The following is a 15956-nucleotide window of genomic DNA, read 5'->3' on the forward strand; positions in this document are numbered from 1 at the left end:
AGAGGCGGCCGGGGCTAGGCCGAATGGGGGACGGGGCGGCGCCCTGCGGCTGATGGGCGGGGGCAGCCGCGCCCTTCAGGGGCGCGGGGAACTGCGCGAACAACCACAACGCACCCGCAGCCGCCCACCGACCTCACCCCCACGGCGCCATCGCGCACAGGTCACCGAGAACACGTCACCGAGGACACGTCACCGAGGACACGTCACCGAGGACACGTCACCGGGAGACCGAAGTGACCCGTTCACTCTCGATCCGCTTGGCGAGCGCGTCCTCACCCACCTGCTCCAGATGCCGGCACAGCACCACCGACCCCCCACTGGCGAGCGGCCCGTACAGCCCCGCGGCCAGCCCCTCCCACGTGTCGTACCCCAGCCCCGACAGCAGCCGTGACCCCGGCCCCGTCAGCCCCAGCCCGGCGGCGTCGGCCCGGGCCCGCTCCACGACCTCGGCCCCGCTGAACTCCCGCCCGGCCACGACCAGCGCCGCCTCCTCGGGATCCACCGGCGCGTACGCCACGAACCGGTCCCCCTGCGAGGGCACCTCGACGGCGTAGTCGGCGAACCCCGCGGGAGCCTGCGGGAACCGCCCGCCGAGCGGCCGCAGCGCGAGCGCGACGCGTTCGCCGGAGCACGCCCGGGCCGCGTCCAGCGTGTCCGGGCCGCTCACCACGAGGTCGGCCGCCCCGGGGTCCCCGCCGACCTCGGCGACCACCCCCACCGACGAACACGCCAGCAGCCACACCGCCGTCTGCCAGTGCGCCGGCAGCAGCAGGGCGACCCGGTCGCCCGGCTCCGCCGACAGCTCGCCCTGGAGGAGGTTCGCGGTCTTGGCCACCCAATTGGCGAAGGTGGCCACGGACAATTCGACCCGCTCGCCCGTGGCGTCGTCGTAGAAGGTCACCAGCGGGCGCGCGGGGTCCGCGGCCAGCGCGGATCGCAGCAGGTCGGCAGGGGTGCGGTCGGTGGCGTTCATCCGCGTAAGCGTACGCGGGCACCACGGCGCCCGCGGGCCCGGGCGGAGCGGAAAGCTAACCGGTTCGGCGGAGCGGAGCCGACGACCCGTCAATTCCGCGATGGACAGATATGTATGACTATGTCCAGGATCGGACGCATGCGTAGATCACGATTCCTCGCGTCCTCGATCGGCGTCACCTGCGCCGCGGCACTCGCCCTCCCGGCGGCCCTCCCGGCGACGGCCTCCGCGGTGACCCCGACGGACTCGTCCTCCACGGTGGCCCGGGCCCTGGCGCGGCCCTCGACCCCCACCCGTCCGCTCGCACCGGCCACCGCGTCCGGCAGCACCCAGTCGATCCCCCTCGCCCCCCTCGGAACGGACCGGAACCTCGGCCAGGCCGCTCCCGAACAGGGCCTCGGCAAGCGGGACGTCCGCTCGTTCTCCCTGGTCGGCGTGGTCTGGGACAACCCGGACGCCGAGCTGGAGGGCCGCGTCCAGGTCCGTGCCCGCGCGACGGACACCGCTCGCTGGTCGGGCTGGCAGGACGTCGAGACACACAACCACGAGCACGCCGCCGACCCGGACACCCCCGAACGCTCCTCGGGCCGGGTGCGCGGCTCCACCGCCCCGCTCTGGGTCGGCGACTCGGACGGCGTCGAGGTGCGGGTGCGCGCCGAGACCCGGGGCCGTACGGCCGCCCCGGGCGTCCAGCTGCTCCCGGAGGGCCTGCGTCTGGAGCTGGTCGACCCCGGCGTCGGCGCCCCCGACGCGGCGGCGGGACCGGAGACCGTCACGGAAGCCGCGCACACCACGGAACCCCCGCCCGTCGGCACCGTGGACGCCCCGAGGCTGGGCGCGCTGACCGTCGAGTCGGCCGCCGCCTCCGCCGTCAACGCCGACCTCGCGCCGCTCGGCTCCACCACGATCCCGGCGCTGTCGCGCAAGGAGACGGTGGAGCGGCTGGCGACCGCGGTGCCCGGGGCGAAGCCGTACATCGGCCCGCGTCCCCGTATCGTCACGCGGGCCGGCTGGGGCGCCGACGAGAAGCTGCGCGAGCGCGACTTCCGCTACACCAAGCGGGTCAGCGCGGCCTTCGTGCACCACACCGCGTCGGGCAACAACTACAAGTGCGCGCAGGCCCCTTCGGTCATCCGCAGTATCTACCGCTACCACGTCGTGAGCAGCGGCTGGCGCGACATCGGCTACAACTTCCTCGTCGACAAGTGCGGAAACATCTACGAGGGCCGTGCGGGTGGCGTCGCGAAGGCCGTCATGGGGGCCCACACCCTCGGGTTCAACACGAACAGCATGGGCATCGCGGTCATCGGCAGCTTCGGCGCGACCAAGCCGCCCGCCGTTTCCGTCAAGGCGATCGCGCAACTGACCGCCTGGAAACTGGGTCTTTACGGAGCGAACCCGAAGGGCAAGACATACCTCACCTCGGGTGGCGGCAATCTCTACCCGAAGGGCAAGAAGGTGCGACTGAACGTGATCTCCGGTCACCGCGACGGGTTCGCGACCGCGTGCCCGGGGGGGCGCCTTTACGGAAAGCTCGGTACGGCACGCTCGGAGGCCGCCCGCTTGCAGGGCCGGTGACCGGGCGGGGGTCACACACGTACACAGCACAGGCCGGGGGCGCGCCCGCCGCGCCCTCGACGGACACCGCCGTTGACGTGCCCCAGGGCACGTCAACGGCTATGCGCACGGCCGCGAAGGCGCCATGGAACGGTCTGCATACACTGGCCGGTCGAATGACAGTTCGGCCGGTCCCGGCAGGAAGCAGAGACGACAGGTGACAGAAGCGATCCTCCTGGTCGGCGGCAGAGGCACTCGGCTGCGTCCGCTCACGGTGCACACTCCGAAGCCCATGGTCCCGGCGGCCGGAGTCCCTTTCCTCACCCACCAGTTGGCCAGAGCCAGAGCGGCGGGTGTGGACCACATAGTCCTCGCCACCTCCTACCTGGCGGAGGTCTTCGAACCCCACTTCGGCGACGGCTCCGCCCTCGGCCTCCACCTCGAGTACGTCACGGAGGAGGAACCGCTGGGCACGGGCGGCGCGATCCGCAACGCCGCCTCGCACCTCCACTCCGGCCCCGAGGACCCCGTCCTCGTCTTCAACGGCGACATCCTGACGGGCCTGGACATCCGCCGGCTGGTCGCCACCCACGAGACGACCGGCGCGGACGTCTCCCTCCACCTGACCCAGGTGACCGACCCCCGCGCCTACGGCCTGGTCCCCACCGACGGCACGGGCCGCGTCCTCGCCTTCCTGGAGAAGCCACAGACCCCCGAGGAGATCGTCACCGACCAGATCAACGCGGGGGCGTACGTCTTCCGCCGCTCGGTCATCGACACGATCCCGTCGGGCCGCCCGGTCTCGGTGGAACGCGAGACGTTCCCGGACCTCCTCGCCGCAGGCGCGCACCTCCAGGGCATGGTCGATTCCACCTACTGGCTGGACCTCGGCACCCCCGCGGCCTTCGTCCGGGGCTCCGCCGACCTGGTCCTGGGCCGGGCCCCGTCCCCCGCCGTCCCGGGCCGCTGCGGCGACCGTCTGATCCTCCCCACCGCCCGGGTCGCGGGCGACGCCAAGCTGACCGGCGGGACGGTGGTGGGCGAGGGCGCGTTCGTCGGCGAGGGCGCCCGGGTCTTCGGCAGCACCGTCCTGGCCGGCGCGGTCGTCGAACCCGGCGCGGTCATCACCGACTCCCTCATCGGCGCCCGCGCCCGCATCGGCCAACGCTCGGTCCTCACCGGCACGGTCGTCGGCGACGGCGCGATCATCGGCGCCGACAACGAACTCCGCACGGGCGTCCGCGTCTGGTGCGACGCGGAAATCCCCACGGGTGCGCTCCGCTTCTCGTCGGACCAGTAACGGCGGGGTGCGTTGTCGGGTGCGGGCCCGGTGGGGCTTCTCGCGCAGTTCCCCGCGCCCCTGAAAAGCAGGGGCTGCGCCCCGTGCTTTTCGGCCCGAAATGGCCGCAGGCCTTTCAGGGGCGCGGGGAACTGCGCGACCAGCCCCCACCGGACGGACGGCCGACGGTTCAAGCGGCGCAGCCCTCCGCGGCCGGGGGCGCTACAACCGCCCGATATCCCCCCGAGGCATCCGCGGCGCCCGACGCGCCGGCACCCGCCCCGACAACAGAATCAACCGAGCAGCCCGATGCCGCTGCCCCACATACGGCTCCAACAACGACAACATCACCGAGTCGTCCGCATCCCGGTCACCCGCCAACGCGAACCCCACGATCCCCGGCAGATGCAGATCCCCCACGGTCACCTCGTCCGCCGCCCCATGACTGCGCTGCACGGTCTCCGCCGAGGTCCACGGCCCGATCCCCGGCACCAGCTCCAACCGCGCCCGCGCCTCCACCGGCGCCATCCCCACGGCTTCCTCCAGCCGCCCCGCCACCCGCACCGCCCGCAGGATCGTGGACGCCCGCTTGTCGTCGACCCCGGCCCGATGCCACTCCCAGGACGGGATCAGGGCCCAGTCCCGAGCCCCGGGCATCACACACATCCGCCCCGGCGCGGGCCCCGGCGCGGGCTCCCCGAACTGCCGTACGAGCAGCCGCCAGGCCCGATAGGCCTCGTCCGCCGTGACCTTCTGCTCCAGCACCGACGGGATCAACGACTCCAGCACCAGCCCGGTCCGCGTCAGCCGCAGCCCCGGGCGCCGCCGCCAGGCCATCGCCACGATCCGATGCCGGGGCGCGAAGGCCTCGGGCTCGTCCGACGCGCCGAGCATCGTGGGCACCTGGTCGAGCAGCCACTCGGCCCCCGGCCCCCAGGCCTCCGCCTCGACGACCCCGCCCCGCAGAGCGACCCGCAGCGTCCCGGCGCCGACCGGTGTACGACTGGCCCGCCACACGGACCCGTCCGGTGTGGCGCGGAAGGTCGGATCGCCGGGCCCCCGCCGCAGCGGCCCCAGCACGAGCCCCAGATCGAGCGCCCCCTCGGGCACCCAGCTCCGCCGCCGCCCGGCCACCGCCCCCTGCCGGGGCACCCCACCGGGCACGGCGACATGCCCACCCCGCACGGTCGTACGAGTGGGCCGCTGAGGAAACCGTCCGGCCACGAAGAGGTCCTAGGTGGTGAGGGGCACCCTATGAGCGTAGGGGCCTTTCAGGGCCGGGGGAACCGCGCAGCGGTGACGCCCCAGGGGCGCGGGGAACTGCGAGAACCCCCACTCACCCGCACCCGCCCACGAGACCCGGGCCACCCCTAACCGTAGGCACCCCGGCCCCATTCCGGCGTCACCGCACCTCGATGAACGCCCCCGCGTCCCGCTCAGCCCGAGCGGCGGGCGCGACCGCCGCGTGCCCCACAGCAACCGCCCCCATCGGATCCCACCCCTCCGGCAGCCCCAGCACCCCCCGTACGACATCCCGGCAGAACATCGTCGACGACACCCACGCCGACCCCAACCGCTCCCCGGCCAGCGCGACGAGGAAGTTCTGCACGCCGGCGCCCGCGGCGACGACGAACATCTCCCGCTCGGCCGCGTCCCGCCGCGCGTCCCCGTACGTGTGCGACCCGTCCATCACCAGGCACGGCACCACCAGATACGGCGCGCCCCGCAGCACATCCCCCCGTCGTACCCGCTTCGCGATGGACTCCTCGCTCTTGCCGTCCCGCCGCAGATCCGCGATCCACGCGTCCCGCATGGCGTCGAGCAGCCGCACCCGCGACTCCTCCGACTCCAGCAGCACGAACCGCCACGGCGTCGTATGGTGCGGCGCCGGCGCGGTCACGGCCGCTGCCACGGCCCGCCGCACCGCCCCGGGGTCCACCGGCTCGTCCGTGAACGCCCGGACCGTACGCCGCTGGGTCACCGCCAGCCGTACGGCCTCGGAGGTGCCGAGCCGGAACATGTCGTCCGCCGCGCCCCGTACGAGCGCCCGGGTCCCCTCGCCGGCGTCCTCGGCCACCATCTGCCCGAGCCCCCGGACGACGGCGACGGGCAGCCCGGCGGCCTTGCCCTTCACCAGGTCACCGGCGCCGGCCAGCTCGTCGGCGGTGGCGACGACGGTCGCGCTGAGCGGATTGCCGTGCGCGTCGGTGCCGCCGCGCAGGTCGTCGAGGACCCGCACACCCGCCGCACCGATGGCGACGTCCGTCAGCCCGCTGCGCCAGGGCCGCCCGAACGTGTCGGTGACCAGGACCCCGACCTCGACCCCGAGCGCGTCCCTGAGTCCGTCGCGGATCGCCCGCGCGGAGGCGTCGGGGTCCTCGGGCAGCAACAGCACGGTCCCGGAAGGGGTGTTGGAGGCGTCGACCCCGGCGGCGGCCATGACGAGCCCCTGCCGGTTCTCCACGATCCGCAGTGCCCCGCGCCGGGCCACCACCCGCACGGTCTCGGCGTCGATCGCGGCCTCCCGGTCGACCGCCTCGACCGACCGCCCCTCCGCCTTGGACACGATCTTGGAGGTGACGAGCACCACGTCCCCGTCGGCCAGCCTCGGCTCGGCGGCGGCGATCAGCTTGGCCAGATCGTCCCCCTGCTGGACCTCGGGGATCCCCGTCGGCGCCCAGACCCGGTAGGCGGGACCGGGCAGACCGTCCCCACCCGAGGCCGCGCCCGACGCGTCTCCGAGGTCCCGCGCTCGCTGTGACTCCCGGGAGTCCCGCGTATCGCTCACGCCCCCCGCACCTCCTCCGCCAGCGCCAGTGCCTCACGCGCCATCTCCGCTGTCGCGTCCACGTCGGTCATCATCAGCGGCACGGCCCGGCACCGGATCCCGGCGCTCTCGACCCGCTCGACGACGCCCGCGTCGACCGTGTCGACGAGCCAGCCGTCCAGCAGCCCGGAGCCGTAGTGCTCGGCGACGGCGGCGGCCGTGGACTCGACACCGACGGCGGCGAGGACCTTGTCGGCCATACCGCGCACGGGCGCGTCCCCGACGATGGGGGAGAGGCCGACGACGGGGACCCCGGCCTCGGCGATCGCCTCCCGGATGCCGGGCACGGCGAGGATGGTGCCGACGGAGACGACGGGGTTCGACGGCGGGAAGAGGATCACGTCCGCCTCGGCGATCGCCTCCAGGACCCCGGGCGCGGGCTTCGCCTGCTCGGCGCCGACCGGCACGATCGCCTCGGCCGGCACGGAGGCGCGCAGCCGCACCCAGTACTCCTGGAAGTGGATCGCCTTGCGCTCGCCGTCCACCTCGACGGCGACATGGGTCTCGACGCGGTCGTCGGTCATCGGGATGAGCCGCACGCCCGGCTTCCACCGGTCGCACAGCGCCTCGGTGACGGCGCTGAGCGGATATCCGGCGCCGATCATCTGGGTCCGCACGATGTGCGTGGCGAAGTCCCGGTCGCCCAGGCCGAACCACTCGGGCCCGACGCCGTACGCCGCGAGCTCCTCCTTGAGGTGGAAGGTCTCGTCGGCACGGCCCCAGCCCTGCTCCTCGTTGATGCCGTCGCCGAGCGTGTACATCACCGTGTCGAGGTCCGGGCAGACCTTCAGCCCGAAGAGGTGGATGTCGTCCCCGGTGTTGCCGATGACCGTGATGTCCGCGTCCGGCACGGCCCGCTTCAGACCGCGCAGGAACCGGGCACCACCGATGCCGCCTGCCAGAACCACAATGCGCATGGCACTCAGTCTCGCAGGCGGGTACGACAGCGGGTCGCCCGGCCGTGATCACGGCCGGTTTCGCACCCCGGGGCGGGCGGCGGGCCCGGCGGGGCCCGGTGTCCGGCTCAGACCGTGGCGGTCGCCACCCCGGTCGCGCAGGCCTTGGTGCGCATCGGCATGTCCGTAAGACCGGGGTAGTAGATGTGCAGGCTGACGGCCGGTTCCAGCGTGTCGTTGACGACCTCGTGCGCGTAGCCCGGCGCGAACACCCGCTGCGCGCCCGCGCCGAGCACGCGCGTGCCCCGGTCGGTGCGCTCGGTCAGCGTGCCGTCGAGCACCGTCAGTACGCCGGAGGAGCCCCCGTGGTCGTGCAGCCCGGTGCCCTGTCCCGGCACCCAGGACAGCAGCCACACCTCGTAGCCGGGCCCGGTCTGCAGCCGGTGGTACCAGCGGGTGGTCGCGTCGTACTCGACGAGGTGCTCCCAGCGGGAGCGGTCGTCGGCGAGGGATCGGGCCAGTCCGGCGAACTCGGCCACGGTGACGGGGTGTTGGCGCGGCGCCTGGAGGAGGTGCGGTACTTCGAGAAGGTCGCCGGCGATCTGGAGGTCGCTGTCGCTGTTCATGAAGAGAGGTGGTCCTCGACGATGAGTGCGTGGGGGAGGGCTGGGTTTCGCGTGCGGGAACAGCAGCCGAGCCGGGACGGGCTCAGTGGCAGCCGGAGCGGGTGACGCTCAACAGCTGGGACAGCAACAGCTACAGCGGCAGCGGGCAGCACCGTGGGACCCGGCGGTGCGGGTCGAGGTGAGTGCCAAGTGCGCGAGCATGCCCACAAGCACAGCGGTTCACACCTCCGCTGTCAACTTCGCGTCCGGTATGTGGATGACCGTTCACCTCTTTCGGTGTATCCGCACGGCGAAAGGTTTGTGCTGCGGGAGTCGGGGACACATGGCGCACAACCCGGAACGAGCGAGTCGGATCGAGCCGGAACGAGATCGAACTCCTGGGCGTCTTTCCCCGTAAGGAAGGGTGATCCGGTGAGAACTCCCCTCTGCGGCCGCGCTGCTGTCAGGGTTTATGCCGATTTGAACACTTTCCGCATAGCCTTGGTTCCGCAGAGTGAATAAGGGGCTCAATAGCAGATCTCGGCTTGACTCGCCCGTAGCAGCACACTTGTAATTTCACTCGTGTCGTTCAGCCGAAATCGGTAACGGCCGCACGACGGGGACGCGAAAGACGGACGAGGGGCGCACATGACCGAGCTCGTGCAGCAACTGCTGGTCGACGACGCGGACGAGGAACTCGGCTGGCAGGAGCGCGCGCTGTGCGCCCAGACCGATCCCGAGTCCTTCTTCCCCGAGAAGGGCGGCTCGACCCGCGAGGCCAAGAAGGTCTGCCTCGCCTGCGAGGTCCGCTCCGAGTGCCTCGAATACGCCCTCGCGAACGACGAGCGGTTCGGGATCTGGGGCGGCCTGTCGGAACGCGAGCGCCGCCGCCTCAAGAAGGCGGCCGTCTGACCCTCCCGGAACACCCGACCCGTCCCGGGAACAGTCGAACAGAAACAACCGAACATGTCCGGCCCGTCGCGCGTGGGTTGTCCACAGGCGGCGGGCCGCCGTGCTGCCCAGCCGTTAGTGTGGGCCCTCGTCCGAGACGTCCCGCTGTCCCCGCCGGACACAGACGTCCACCGCAGTCCATCGAACCGGGGCCCGTACCTCGATGTCCGTGCACAGCCACACCGCAGCCCACCACGACGCTGCCACTCCCGAGTTCCCACGTCACGTGGTGACCGCGGTCCTCGTCGCGCACGACGGCGCCCGCTGGCTGCCCGACGCGCTCGCCGGGCTGCTCGGCCAGGAGCGCCCCGTGCAGAGCGCCATGGCGGCCGACACCGGCAGCGCGGACGACTCCGCCCGGCTCCTCTCCGACGCCCTCGGCGAGGACCGCGTCCTGCACCTCGCCCGCCGCACCGGCTTCGGCCAGGCCGTCGAGGAGGCCAACCGCACCGCTGGCGTCCTCACCCAGGACGACCTGGCGTACCTCCGCCGCCCCAGCGGCTGGGACCCGGTCACCCGCAGCTGGCGCGACGACGCGTACGACCTGCCGGAACTCCCCCACGGGGAGCCGGTCCAGTGGCTCTGGCTGCTGCACGACGACTGCGCCCCCGAACCCGACGCCCTCGCCCAGCTGCTGCGCGTCGTGGAGAACGAACGCGAGCTGGGCCGCGACGACGTCGCCGTCGTCGGCCCCAAGCTGCGCGGCTGGTACGACCGACGTCAGCTCCTGGAGGTCGGCGTCACCATCGCCCCCTCCGGCCGCCGCTGGACCGGCCTGGACCGCCGCGAGCAGGACCAGGGTCAGCACGACCACGTCAAGCCCAGCCTCGCCGTCTCCACCGCCGGCATGCTGATCCGCCGCGACGTCTTCGAGGAGCTGGGCGGCTTCGACCGGCGACTGCCCCTCATGCGGGACGACGTCGACCTGTGCTGGCGCGCCACCGCCGCCGGACACCGCGTCCTCGTCGCCCCCGAGGCCGTCGTCCGGCACGCCGAGGCCTCCTCGCGCGAGCGCCGCACCGTCGACTGCGTGGGCCGCAGCGCCGCCTCCCCGCACATGGTCGACAAGGCGGGCGCGGTCTACACCCTCCTCGTCAACTCCCGTACCGCACAGCTCCCCTGGGTGCTGCTGCGCATCGTCCTCGGCACCCTGCTCAGGATCGTCGCGTACCTCGTCGGCAAGGTCCCCGGACAGGCCGTCGACGAGATCCGGGGCCTGCTGAGCGTGCTGCTGCGGCCCGAGCGGATCATCGCCGGGCGGCGCAGACGAGGTCGCTCGCAGCTGGACAAGGGCGAGCTGCGGCCGCTGTTCCCGCCGCCCGGAGCGACCGTTCGGGCCACCGTCGAACAAGTCGCCGGCGACCTGTTCGGCAGCGCCGACGCCGAGACCACCCCGGCCGGACGGCACGGCGGCGCGGTCGAGTCGGGCCCCGGCGACGACGACGCCGAGTTCCTCCAGGTCGAGCAGTTCGCCCGGCTCAAGCGCATCGCGCGCGCCCCCGGCCCCGTGCTCTTCGCCCTCCTGCTGCTCGCCTCGCTCGTCGCCTGCCGTGCACTGCTCGGCGGCGGCGCGCTGGCCGGCGGCACCCTGCTGCCCGCCCCCGCGGACTCCGCCGAGCTCTGGTCGCGCTACCTGGACGCCTGGCACCCGGTCGGCGCGGGCGGCGCCGAGGCCGCCCCGCCGTACCTGGCCGTCGTGGCCATGCTCGCCTCGCTGCTGTTCGGCTCCACCGGGCTCGCGGTCACCGTGCTCCTGGTGGCCTCCGTGCCGCTGGCCGGTTTCACCGCGTACTTCGCCTCCCGCTCCCTGGTCGAGTCCCGGCTGCTGCGCGCCTGGGCCGCGATCGTGTACGCCTTCCTGCCCGCCGTCACCGGCGCGCTGGCGACCGGCCGCCTGGGCACCGCCGTCCTCGCGATCCTGCTGCCCCTGATCGCCCGCGCGGGCGCCGCGGCCTCCGGGCTCGCGAACAACACGGGGGCGCGCGGCAGTTGGCGTGCCACCTGGGCGTACGCGCTGCTGCTGACGATCACCACCGCGTTCACCCCGATCGTGTGGCCCATCGCGTTGCTCCTCGGCCTCGGGCTCCTCGTCGTCCGCCGCCGCGAGCTCACCGCCTACGGCCCCCGCTTCATCGCCCAGCTCGGCACCCCGCTGCTGATCCTCGCCCCCTGGTCGCTGACGCTGCTGCCGTTCGGCTTCTTCGAGGAGGCCGGCCTGGAGTACGGCTCCGGCACGGCCTCGGCGACCGACCTGCTCGGCATCAGCCCCGGCGGGCCCGGCACGGTCGGCGGGCTGACGCTCATCGGTGTCGTCCTGGCCGCGCTGGCCGCCCTGCTGCGCGCGGAACGCCAGCCGGCCATCCGCACCGCCTGGACGGCCGCCCTGGTGGCCCTCGTCCTCGCCGTCCTCTCCAACGGCTCCACCTGGGCCGGCCCCGCGACCCTCGTCTACGGCCTCGCCCTCCTCGCCGCCGCCACCCTGGGCGCCGACGGCGCCCGCCACCGGGTGGCCGAACAGAGCTTCGGCTGGCGCCAGCCGGTGGCCGTGCTCATCGCGCTCGCCGCCGCCGTCGGCCCGCTGCTGGCCGCCGCCGGCTGGGTGCTCGGCGGCGCCGACGGACCCCTGAAGCGCCGTGACCCCGTCCAGGTGCCCGCGTTCGTCGCCGAGGAGAGCGGCACCCGCGACCAGGCCCGCACCCTGGTCCTCGACAGCGACTCCACCGCCGAGGTCGGTTACACCCTGATCCGCGGTTCCGGCGTCCGCCTCGGCGACGCCGAACTCACCGCCGGCGCCGGGGAGAACGAACAGCTCGACAAGGTCGTCGCCAACCTCGTCGCGGGCTCCGGCGCCGACCAGACCGACGAACTCGGCGGCTTCGCCGTGCGCTACGTCCTGGTCCGGCCGGGCGCGCCCCGCGAGGTCGGCCGGGTCCTGGACGCCACCCCCGGTCTGAGCAGGCTCAGCCAGCAGGACGGCAGCGCCCTGTGGCGGGTGGACCGCCAGGTCGCGCGCGTCACCATCGAGGCATCCTCCGGCGCCCCCGAGCCCGTCGCCGCGGGCCCCGTCGACGTGCACACCACCATCCCGGCCGGCAGCTCCGGCCGGGTCCTGCGGCTGGCCGACACCGCCGACGAGTCCTGGACGGCCACCCTCGACGGCAAGCCGCTCACCCCGACCACGGTCGACGGCTGGGCCCAGGGCTTCCAGCTCCCCGTCGACGGCGGCCGGCTGGACGTCACCTTCGACGCCCCGGTCACCCACACCGGCTGGCTGTGGACCCAGGGTGCGCTCGCCGTGGTCCTGGTGGTCCTCGCCCTGCCCGGCCGCCGCCGGGACGTCGACGACGACCTCCCCGACGAGCCCGTCGCCGTGCCCGCCCAGGACCTCACCGGCGACGGCCGCCGCGCCCGCCGACTGCGCGCCCAGGCGGAGGCGGAGGCCGAACAGTCCGCCGACGCCGGCCTGCCCCCCGCGCCGGAGGAGACCCCGGTCGGCGCCCCCGTCCCGCAGCAGCAGACGTACGGGGAGTGGGCGACCGCGGACCAGGCGGGCGCCGAGTACGGCCACTACGACCAGGCCTACCAGGGCGGTCAGCAGTACCCCGCGGGCGCCTACGACCAACAGCAGTACCAGGCCGACCCCTACCAGGGCGCCCAGTACGACCCGTACGCCACCTACGGCGGCAACACGGCCTCGTACGACCAGACGTACGCCCAGGGCTACGACGCGACGTACGACCCGTCGCACGGCACCGACGCCGACAGCGAGCGCCCCGACGGGAGCCACCAGCAGTGAACCGCCAGACCCTGTCCCTGATCGCCGGCGCGACCGCCCTCGCCGCAGTCACCGGCTTCGCCACGCTCTCCGCGCCCGACGCCTCCGGCGGCGACACCACGGCGAAGGCGGCGGCCCAACTCCCCGTGCAGCGCACGAGTCTGCTCTGCCCCCAGCCGAGCACGTCGGACCTCGCGGAGACGGCGTACACCGCGTTCACCCCCGTCACCAAGGGCACCGGCGGCGAGGGCGCCGCCGAACTCGTCGCGGCCGGCGGGGGATCGGCAGCCCCCGACACCGGCGGCGAGGACGACAAGGGCGACAAGGGCGACAAGGGCGACGGCAGCGGCAAGGGCAAGGTCGCCAAGCCGGTCATCGAGGCCAAGGAGCCCGGCAAGCCCGTCGCCGACAGCACCGACGGCGGTGACTCGCCCGCGCTGATCGGCACGGCCGAGGGGAAGTTCGCGCCCGGCTGGACGGTCCAGGAGACCACCGAGGTCGCCGCCGGCACCGGCCGCGGTCTGCTGGGCGTCAACTGCTCCGCCCCCGACACCGAGTTCTGGTTCCCGGGAGCGAGCACGGCCGCCGGCCGCACCGACTACGTCCACCTCGTCAACCCGGACGACTCGGCGGCCGTCGTCGACATCGAGCTCTTCGGCAAGGACGGCGCCCTGAAGTCGACGGTGGGCGACGGCATCACGGTCCAGCCCCGCTCCGGCGAGCCGGTCCTGCTGTCGACGCTCGCCACGGCGAAGGAGGCCGGCCTCACGGTCCACATCAACGTCCGCAGCGGCCGGGTCGCCGCCGCGGTCCAGGCCCTCGACGACAAGCAGGGCGGCGACTGGCTCTCGGCCGCGGCCGACCCGGCGGGCACCCTGGTCCTCCCCGGCATCCCGGAGGACGCCACCTCCGTCACCCTCGTCGCCTTCGCCCCCGGCGAGACCGACGCCGACCTGAAGCTGCGCCTCGCCGCGCCGAGCGGCTCGATCACCCCGGCAGGCAACGAGACGCTGCACGTCAAGGGCGGTATGACCGCCACCGCCGACCTGGGCGACATCACGCGCGGCGAGCCCGGGTCGCTGATCCTCGCCCCCACCGGCGAAGCGGTCCCGGTGGTGGCCGCCCTCCGTGTCGTCCGGGGCAAGGGCGCCGACCAGGAGACGGCCTTCATCCCGGCGACCCGCGCGGTCGGCGCGCGCGCCACCGTCACCGACAACCGCGCCAAGGGCACGACGCTCGCCCTCACCGCCCCCACGGGCACGGCCGAGGTCAAGGTCACCGTGTCCGCCGGCAGCGGTGGGGGCGAGGCCACGACGAAGACCTTCAAGATCAAGGCCGGCACCACCCAGAAGGTCGAGATGCCGGCCCCGAGCGGCCTCAAGGGCACCTACGCCCTCACCGTGGAGTCCACGTCCGGCGCCCCTGTCTACGCCTCCCGCACCCTCGAATCCAAGCTCGACGGCATCCCCGCCTTCACGATCCAGACCCTCCCGGACGACCGGGGAATGGTGGCGGTCCCGGAGGCGCGCCAGGATTTGTCGATCATGCAGCGGTAGGTGGGGGCTTCTCGCGCAGTTCCCCGCGCCCCTGAAAAGCAGGGGCTGCGCCCCGTGCTTTTCGGCCCGAAAGGGCCGTAGGCCCTTAAGGGGCGCGGGGAACTGCGCGACCAGCCCCCACCGGGCGGACGTGTGGGGGTCGAAGGGGCGCAGCCCCTTGGTGGGGGCACCTCCCGCTCGAGCGAAGCCGAGAGTGGGGGAGGGACGGGTAGGGGCGGCGGGGGCGAATCCCTCCCGGGCACACCCACCGACGTCAGTCCTCCCCGTACCGCGGATCCACGGTCTCCGGATTCAGCCCCAACAACTCCGCCACCTGCTCCACCACGACCTCATGCACCAGCGCGGCCCGCTCCTCCCGCCCCTTGGTACGAATCTCCACCGGCCGCCGATACACCACGACCCGAGCCGGCCGCCCCTCCCGCGCCACCACGATCCCCCCGAGCGGCACCGCCTCGTCGTTCCACGCCCCGTCCGAGGGCCCGTCGAGCCGAGGCACCTCCAGCACGAGGAAGTCGATGTCCGCCAGCTGCGGCCACCGCCGCTCCAGCCGCTCCACGGAGTCCTGCACGAGATCCGCGAACACGTCCGCGCGACTCGCCGCGAGCGGCACCTGCGGCGGCGCGATGGGCCCGCGCATCCCCCTGCCGTGCCGATCTCGGCGGCGGGGCCCGGGTGCGGAGGCGGCGCGGGGCGGTACGAGGTCGTCCATCACCTGTGAAGCGTAGTCCCCGCACGGTCCGCCCGCCCGGCTCCACACTCCCGGCCGCGCCCCGGACCCGGCACCGCTGACCAGGCCTGTCCAACCGGCTCGCCGCGCGGAGGCGCCCCGGCGGGCCGTGGGGCCTGTCGCGGGATGACCGTTCCAGCCAAGGTTGGGCTCGTTTCCGTACCTCCACGAGACCGGCGATCTCACGCCAATTAGCGTGGTTTGTGCGGAAAATTGATCGGCCCCGGTACTGTTCGGCATTCCGGACGCGGGGTTACCCGCAGGTCAACGAGGTGGGTTTCCAGGGGCGTGTGGGGCGTTTCACAGCACGACACGGGGGAGTGACCTGGTGCAGAGTCGTCGCGGCCCGCTCAAGAGTGCGGTACCGTCCAACGTCGTGAGCCCTGTACGTCGCTGTTCGCGCACCGCTTGCGGCCGCCCCGCCGTCGCGACGCTGACGTACGTCTACGCCGACTCGACCGCGGTCCTCGGCCCGCTCGCCACCTACGCCGAACCCCACTGCTACGACCTGTGCGCCGAGCACTCCGAGCGCCTCACCGCGCCGCGCGGCTGGGAGGTCGTACGGCTGCTGGACGCCTCCGCTCCGGCGCGCCCCAGCGGTGACGACCTGGAGGCGCTCGCCAACGCCGTGCGTGAGGCGGCCCGTCCGCAGCGGCGCACGGCCGAGGCCGGTGGCGGTGGCGGCGCCCGCACGGCCGACCCGATGGAGGTCGCCCGCCGCGGCCACCTCCGGGTGCTGCGCTCGCCCGACAACTGATCTCCGGCCGACCTGGGGCTGTCACCCATTCCTCTCCGGCATTCCTCTCCGGT

Annotated in this window: 12 protein-coding genes; 6 read left to right on the plus strand and 6 right to left on the minus strand. The window is 73.6% G+C overall.

Features of this window, described 5'->3' with window-relative positions:
- Nucleotides 1-217 precede the first annotated feature (217 nt).
- Nucleotides 218-973, minus strand: a complete 756-nt coding sequence (locus tag HW837_RS36025; RefSeq protein ID WP_045556343.1) for a TIGR03089 family protein — start codon at nucleotides 971-973, stop codon at nucleotides 218-220.
- 120 nt (nucleotides 974-1093) lie between these two features.
- Between HW837_RS36025 and HW837_RS36030 the strand changes: the two genes are divergently transcribed.
- A complete protein-coding gene (locus HW837_RS36030) occupies nucleotides 1094-2551 on the plus strand; it encodes an N-acetylmuramoyl-L-alanine amidase (protein ID WP_193380408.1) in 1458 nt (485 codons plus the stop codon).
- Nucleotides 2552-2747: 196 nt separating this feature from the next.
- Entirely contained in the window at nucleotides 2748-3830 is a 1083-nt protein-coding gene (gene manB / locus HW837_RS36035) for a mannose-1-phosphate guanylyltransferase (RefSeq protein WP_045556345.1), read from the plus strand.
- 201 nt (nucleotides 3831-4031) lie between these two features.
- On the opposite strand, the gene HW837_RS36040 is transcribed toward manB, so the two are convergent.
- The 4 genes from HW837_RS36040 to HW837_RS36055 form a co-directional block, all read right to left on the minus strand.
- Nucleotides 4032-5033: a DNA-3-methyladenine glycosylase family protein gene (locus HW837_RS36040; protein WP_045556346.1), complete on the minus strand. Its 1002-nt coding sequence runs from the start codon at nucleotides 5031-5033 to the stop codon at nucleotides 4032-4034.
- 178 nt (nucleotides 5034-5211) lie between these two features.
- On the minus strand, nucleotides 5212-6513 hold the full coding sequence (locus tag HW837_RS36045) for a coenzyme F420-0:L-glutamate ligase (RefSeq protein ID WP_045556450.1): 1302 nt from the start codon (nucleotides 6511-6513) through the stop codon (nucleotides 5212-5214).
- 80 nt (nucleotides 6514-6593) lie between these two features.
- Nucleotides 6594-7553, minus strand: a complete 960-nt coding sequence (gene cofD / locus HW837_RS36050; RefSeq protein ID WP_193380295.1) for a 2-phospho-L-lactate transferase — start codon at nucleotides 7551-7553, stop codon at nucleotides 6594-6596.
- Between the two features lie 107 nt (nucleotides 7554-7660).
- On the minus strand, nucleotides 7661-8158 hold the full coding sequence (locus HW837_RS36055; protein ID WP_093791839.1) for a cysteine dioxygenase: 498 nt from the start codon (nucleotides 8156-8158) through the stop codon (nucleotides 7661-7663).
- A 627-nt stretch (nucleotides 8159-8785) separates the two neighbouring features.
- On the opposite strand from HW837_RS36055, the gene HW837_RS36060 reads away from it, so the two are divergent.
- The 3 genes from HW837_RS36060 to HW837_RS36070 all read left to right on the plus strand — a co-directional run bounded on the left by HW837_RS36060 (nucleotide 8786) and on the right by HW837_RS36070 (nucleotide 14419).
- Entirely contained in the window at nucleotides 8786-9049 is a 264-nt protein-coding gene (locus HW837_RS36060; RefSeq protein ID WP_003975777.1) for a WhiB family transcriptional regulator, read from the plus strand.
- A 202-nt stretch (nucleotides 9050-9251) separates the two neighbouring features.
- The gene (locus HW837_RS36065) at nucleotides 9252-12884 is read left to right on the plus strand and encodes a glycosyltransferase family 2 protein (protein WP_093791841.1); all 3633 of its coding nucleotides are present in this window, start codon (nucleotides 9252-9254) and stop codon (nucleotides 12882-12884) included.
- Entirely contained in the window at nucleotides 12881-14419 is a 1539-nt protein-coding gene (locus HW837_RS36070) for a DUF5719 family protein (protein WP_193380294.1), read from the plus strand. The genes HW837_RS36065 and HW837_RS36070 overlap by 4 nt, the downstream gene beginning before the upstream one ends.
- 253 nt (nucleotides 14420-14672) lie before the next feature.
- Here the strand turns inward: HW837_RS36070 and HW837_RS36075 are convergent, their stop codons facing one another.
- Complete coding sequence (locus HW837_RS36075) at nucleotides 14673-15128, minus strand: metallopeptidase family protein (protein ID WP_093793006.1); 456 nt, start codon at nucleotides 15126-15128, stop codon at nucleotides 14673-14675.
- Between the two features lie 346 nt (nucleotides 15129-15474).
- Here HW837_RS36075 and HW837_RS36080 point away from each other — a divergent pair, with 346 nt between their 5' ends.
- Complete coding sequence (locus HW837_RS36080) at nucleotides 15475-15903, plus strand: DUF3499 domain-containing protein (protein ID WP_086786971.1); 429 nt, start codon at nucleotides 15475-15477, stop codon at nucleotides 15901-15903.
- The last annotated feature ends 53 nt before the right edge of the window (nucleotides 15904-15956 follow it).

The sequence above is a fragment of the Streptomyces caniscabiei genome (assembly GCF_014930365.1).
Classification (GTDB): domain Bacteria; phylum Actinomycetota; class Actinomycetes; order Streptomycetales; family Streptomycetaceae; genus Streptomyces; species Streptomyces caniscabiei.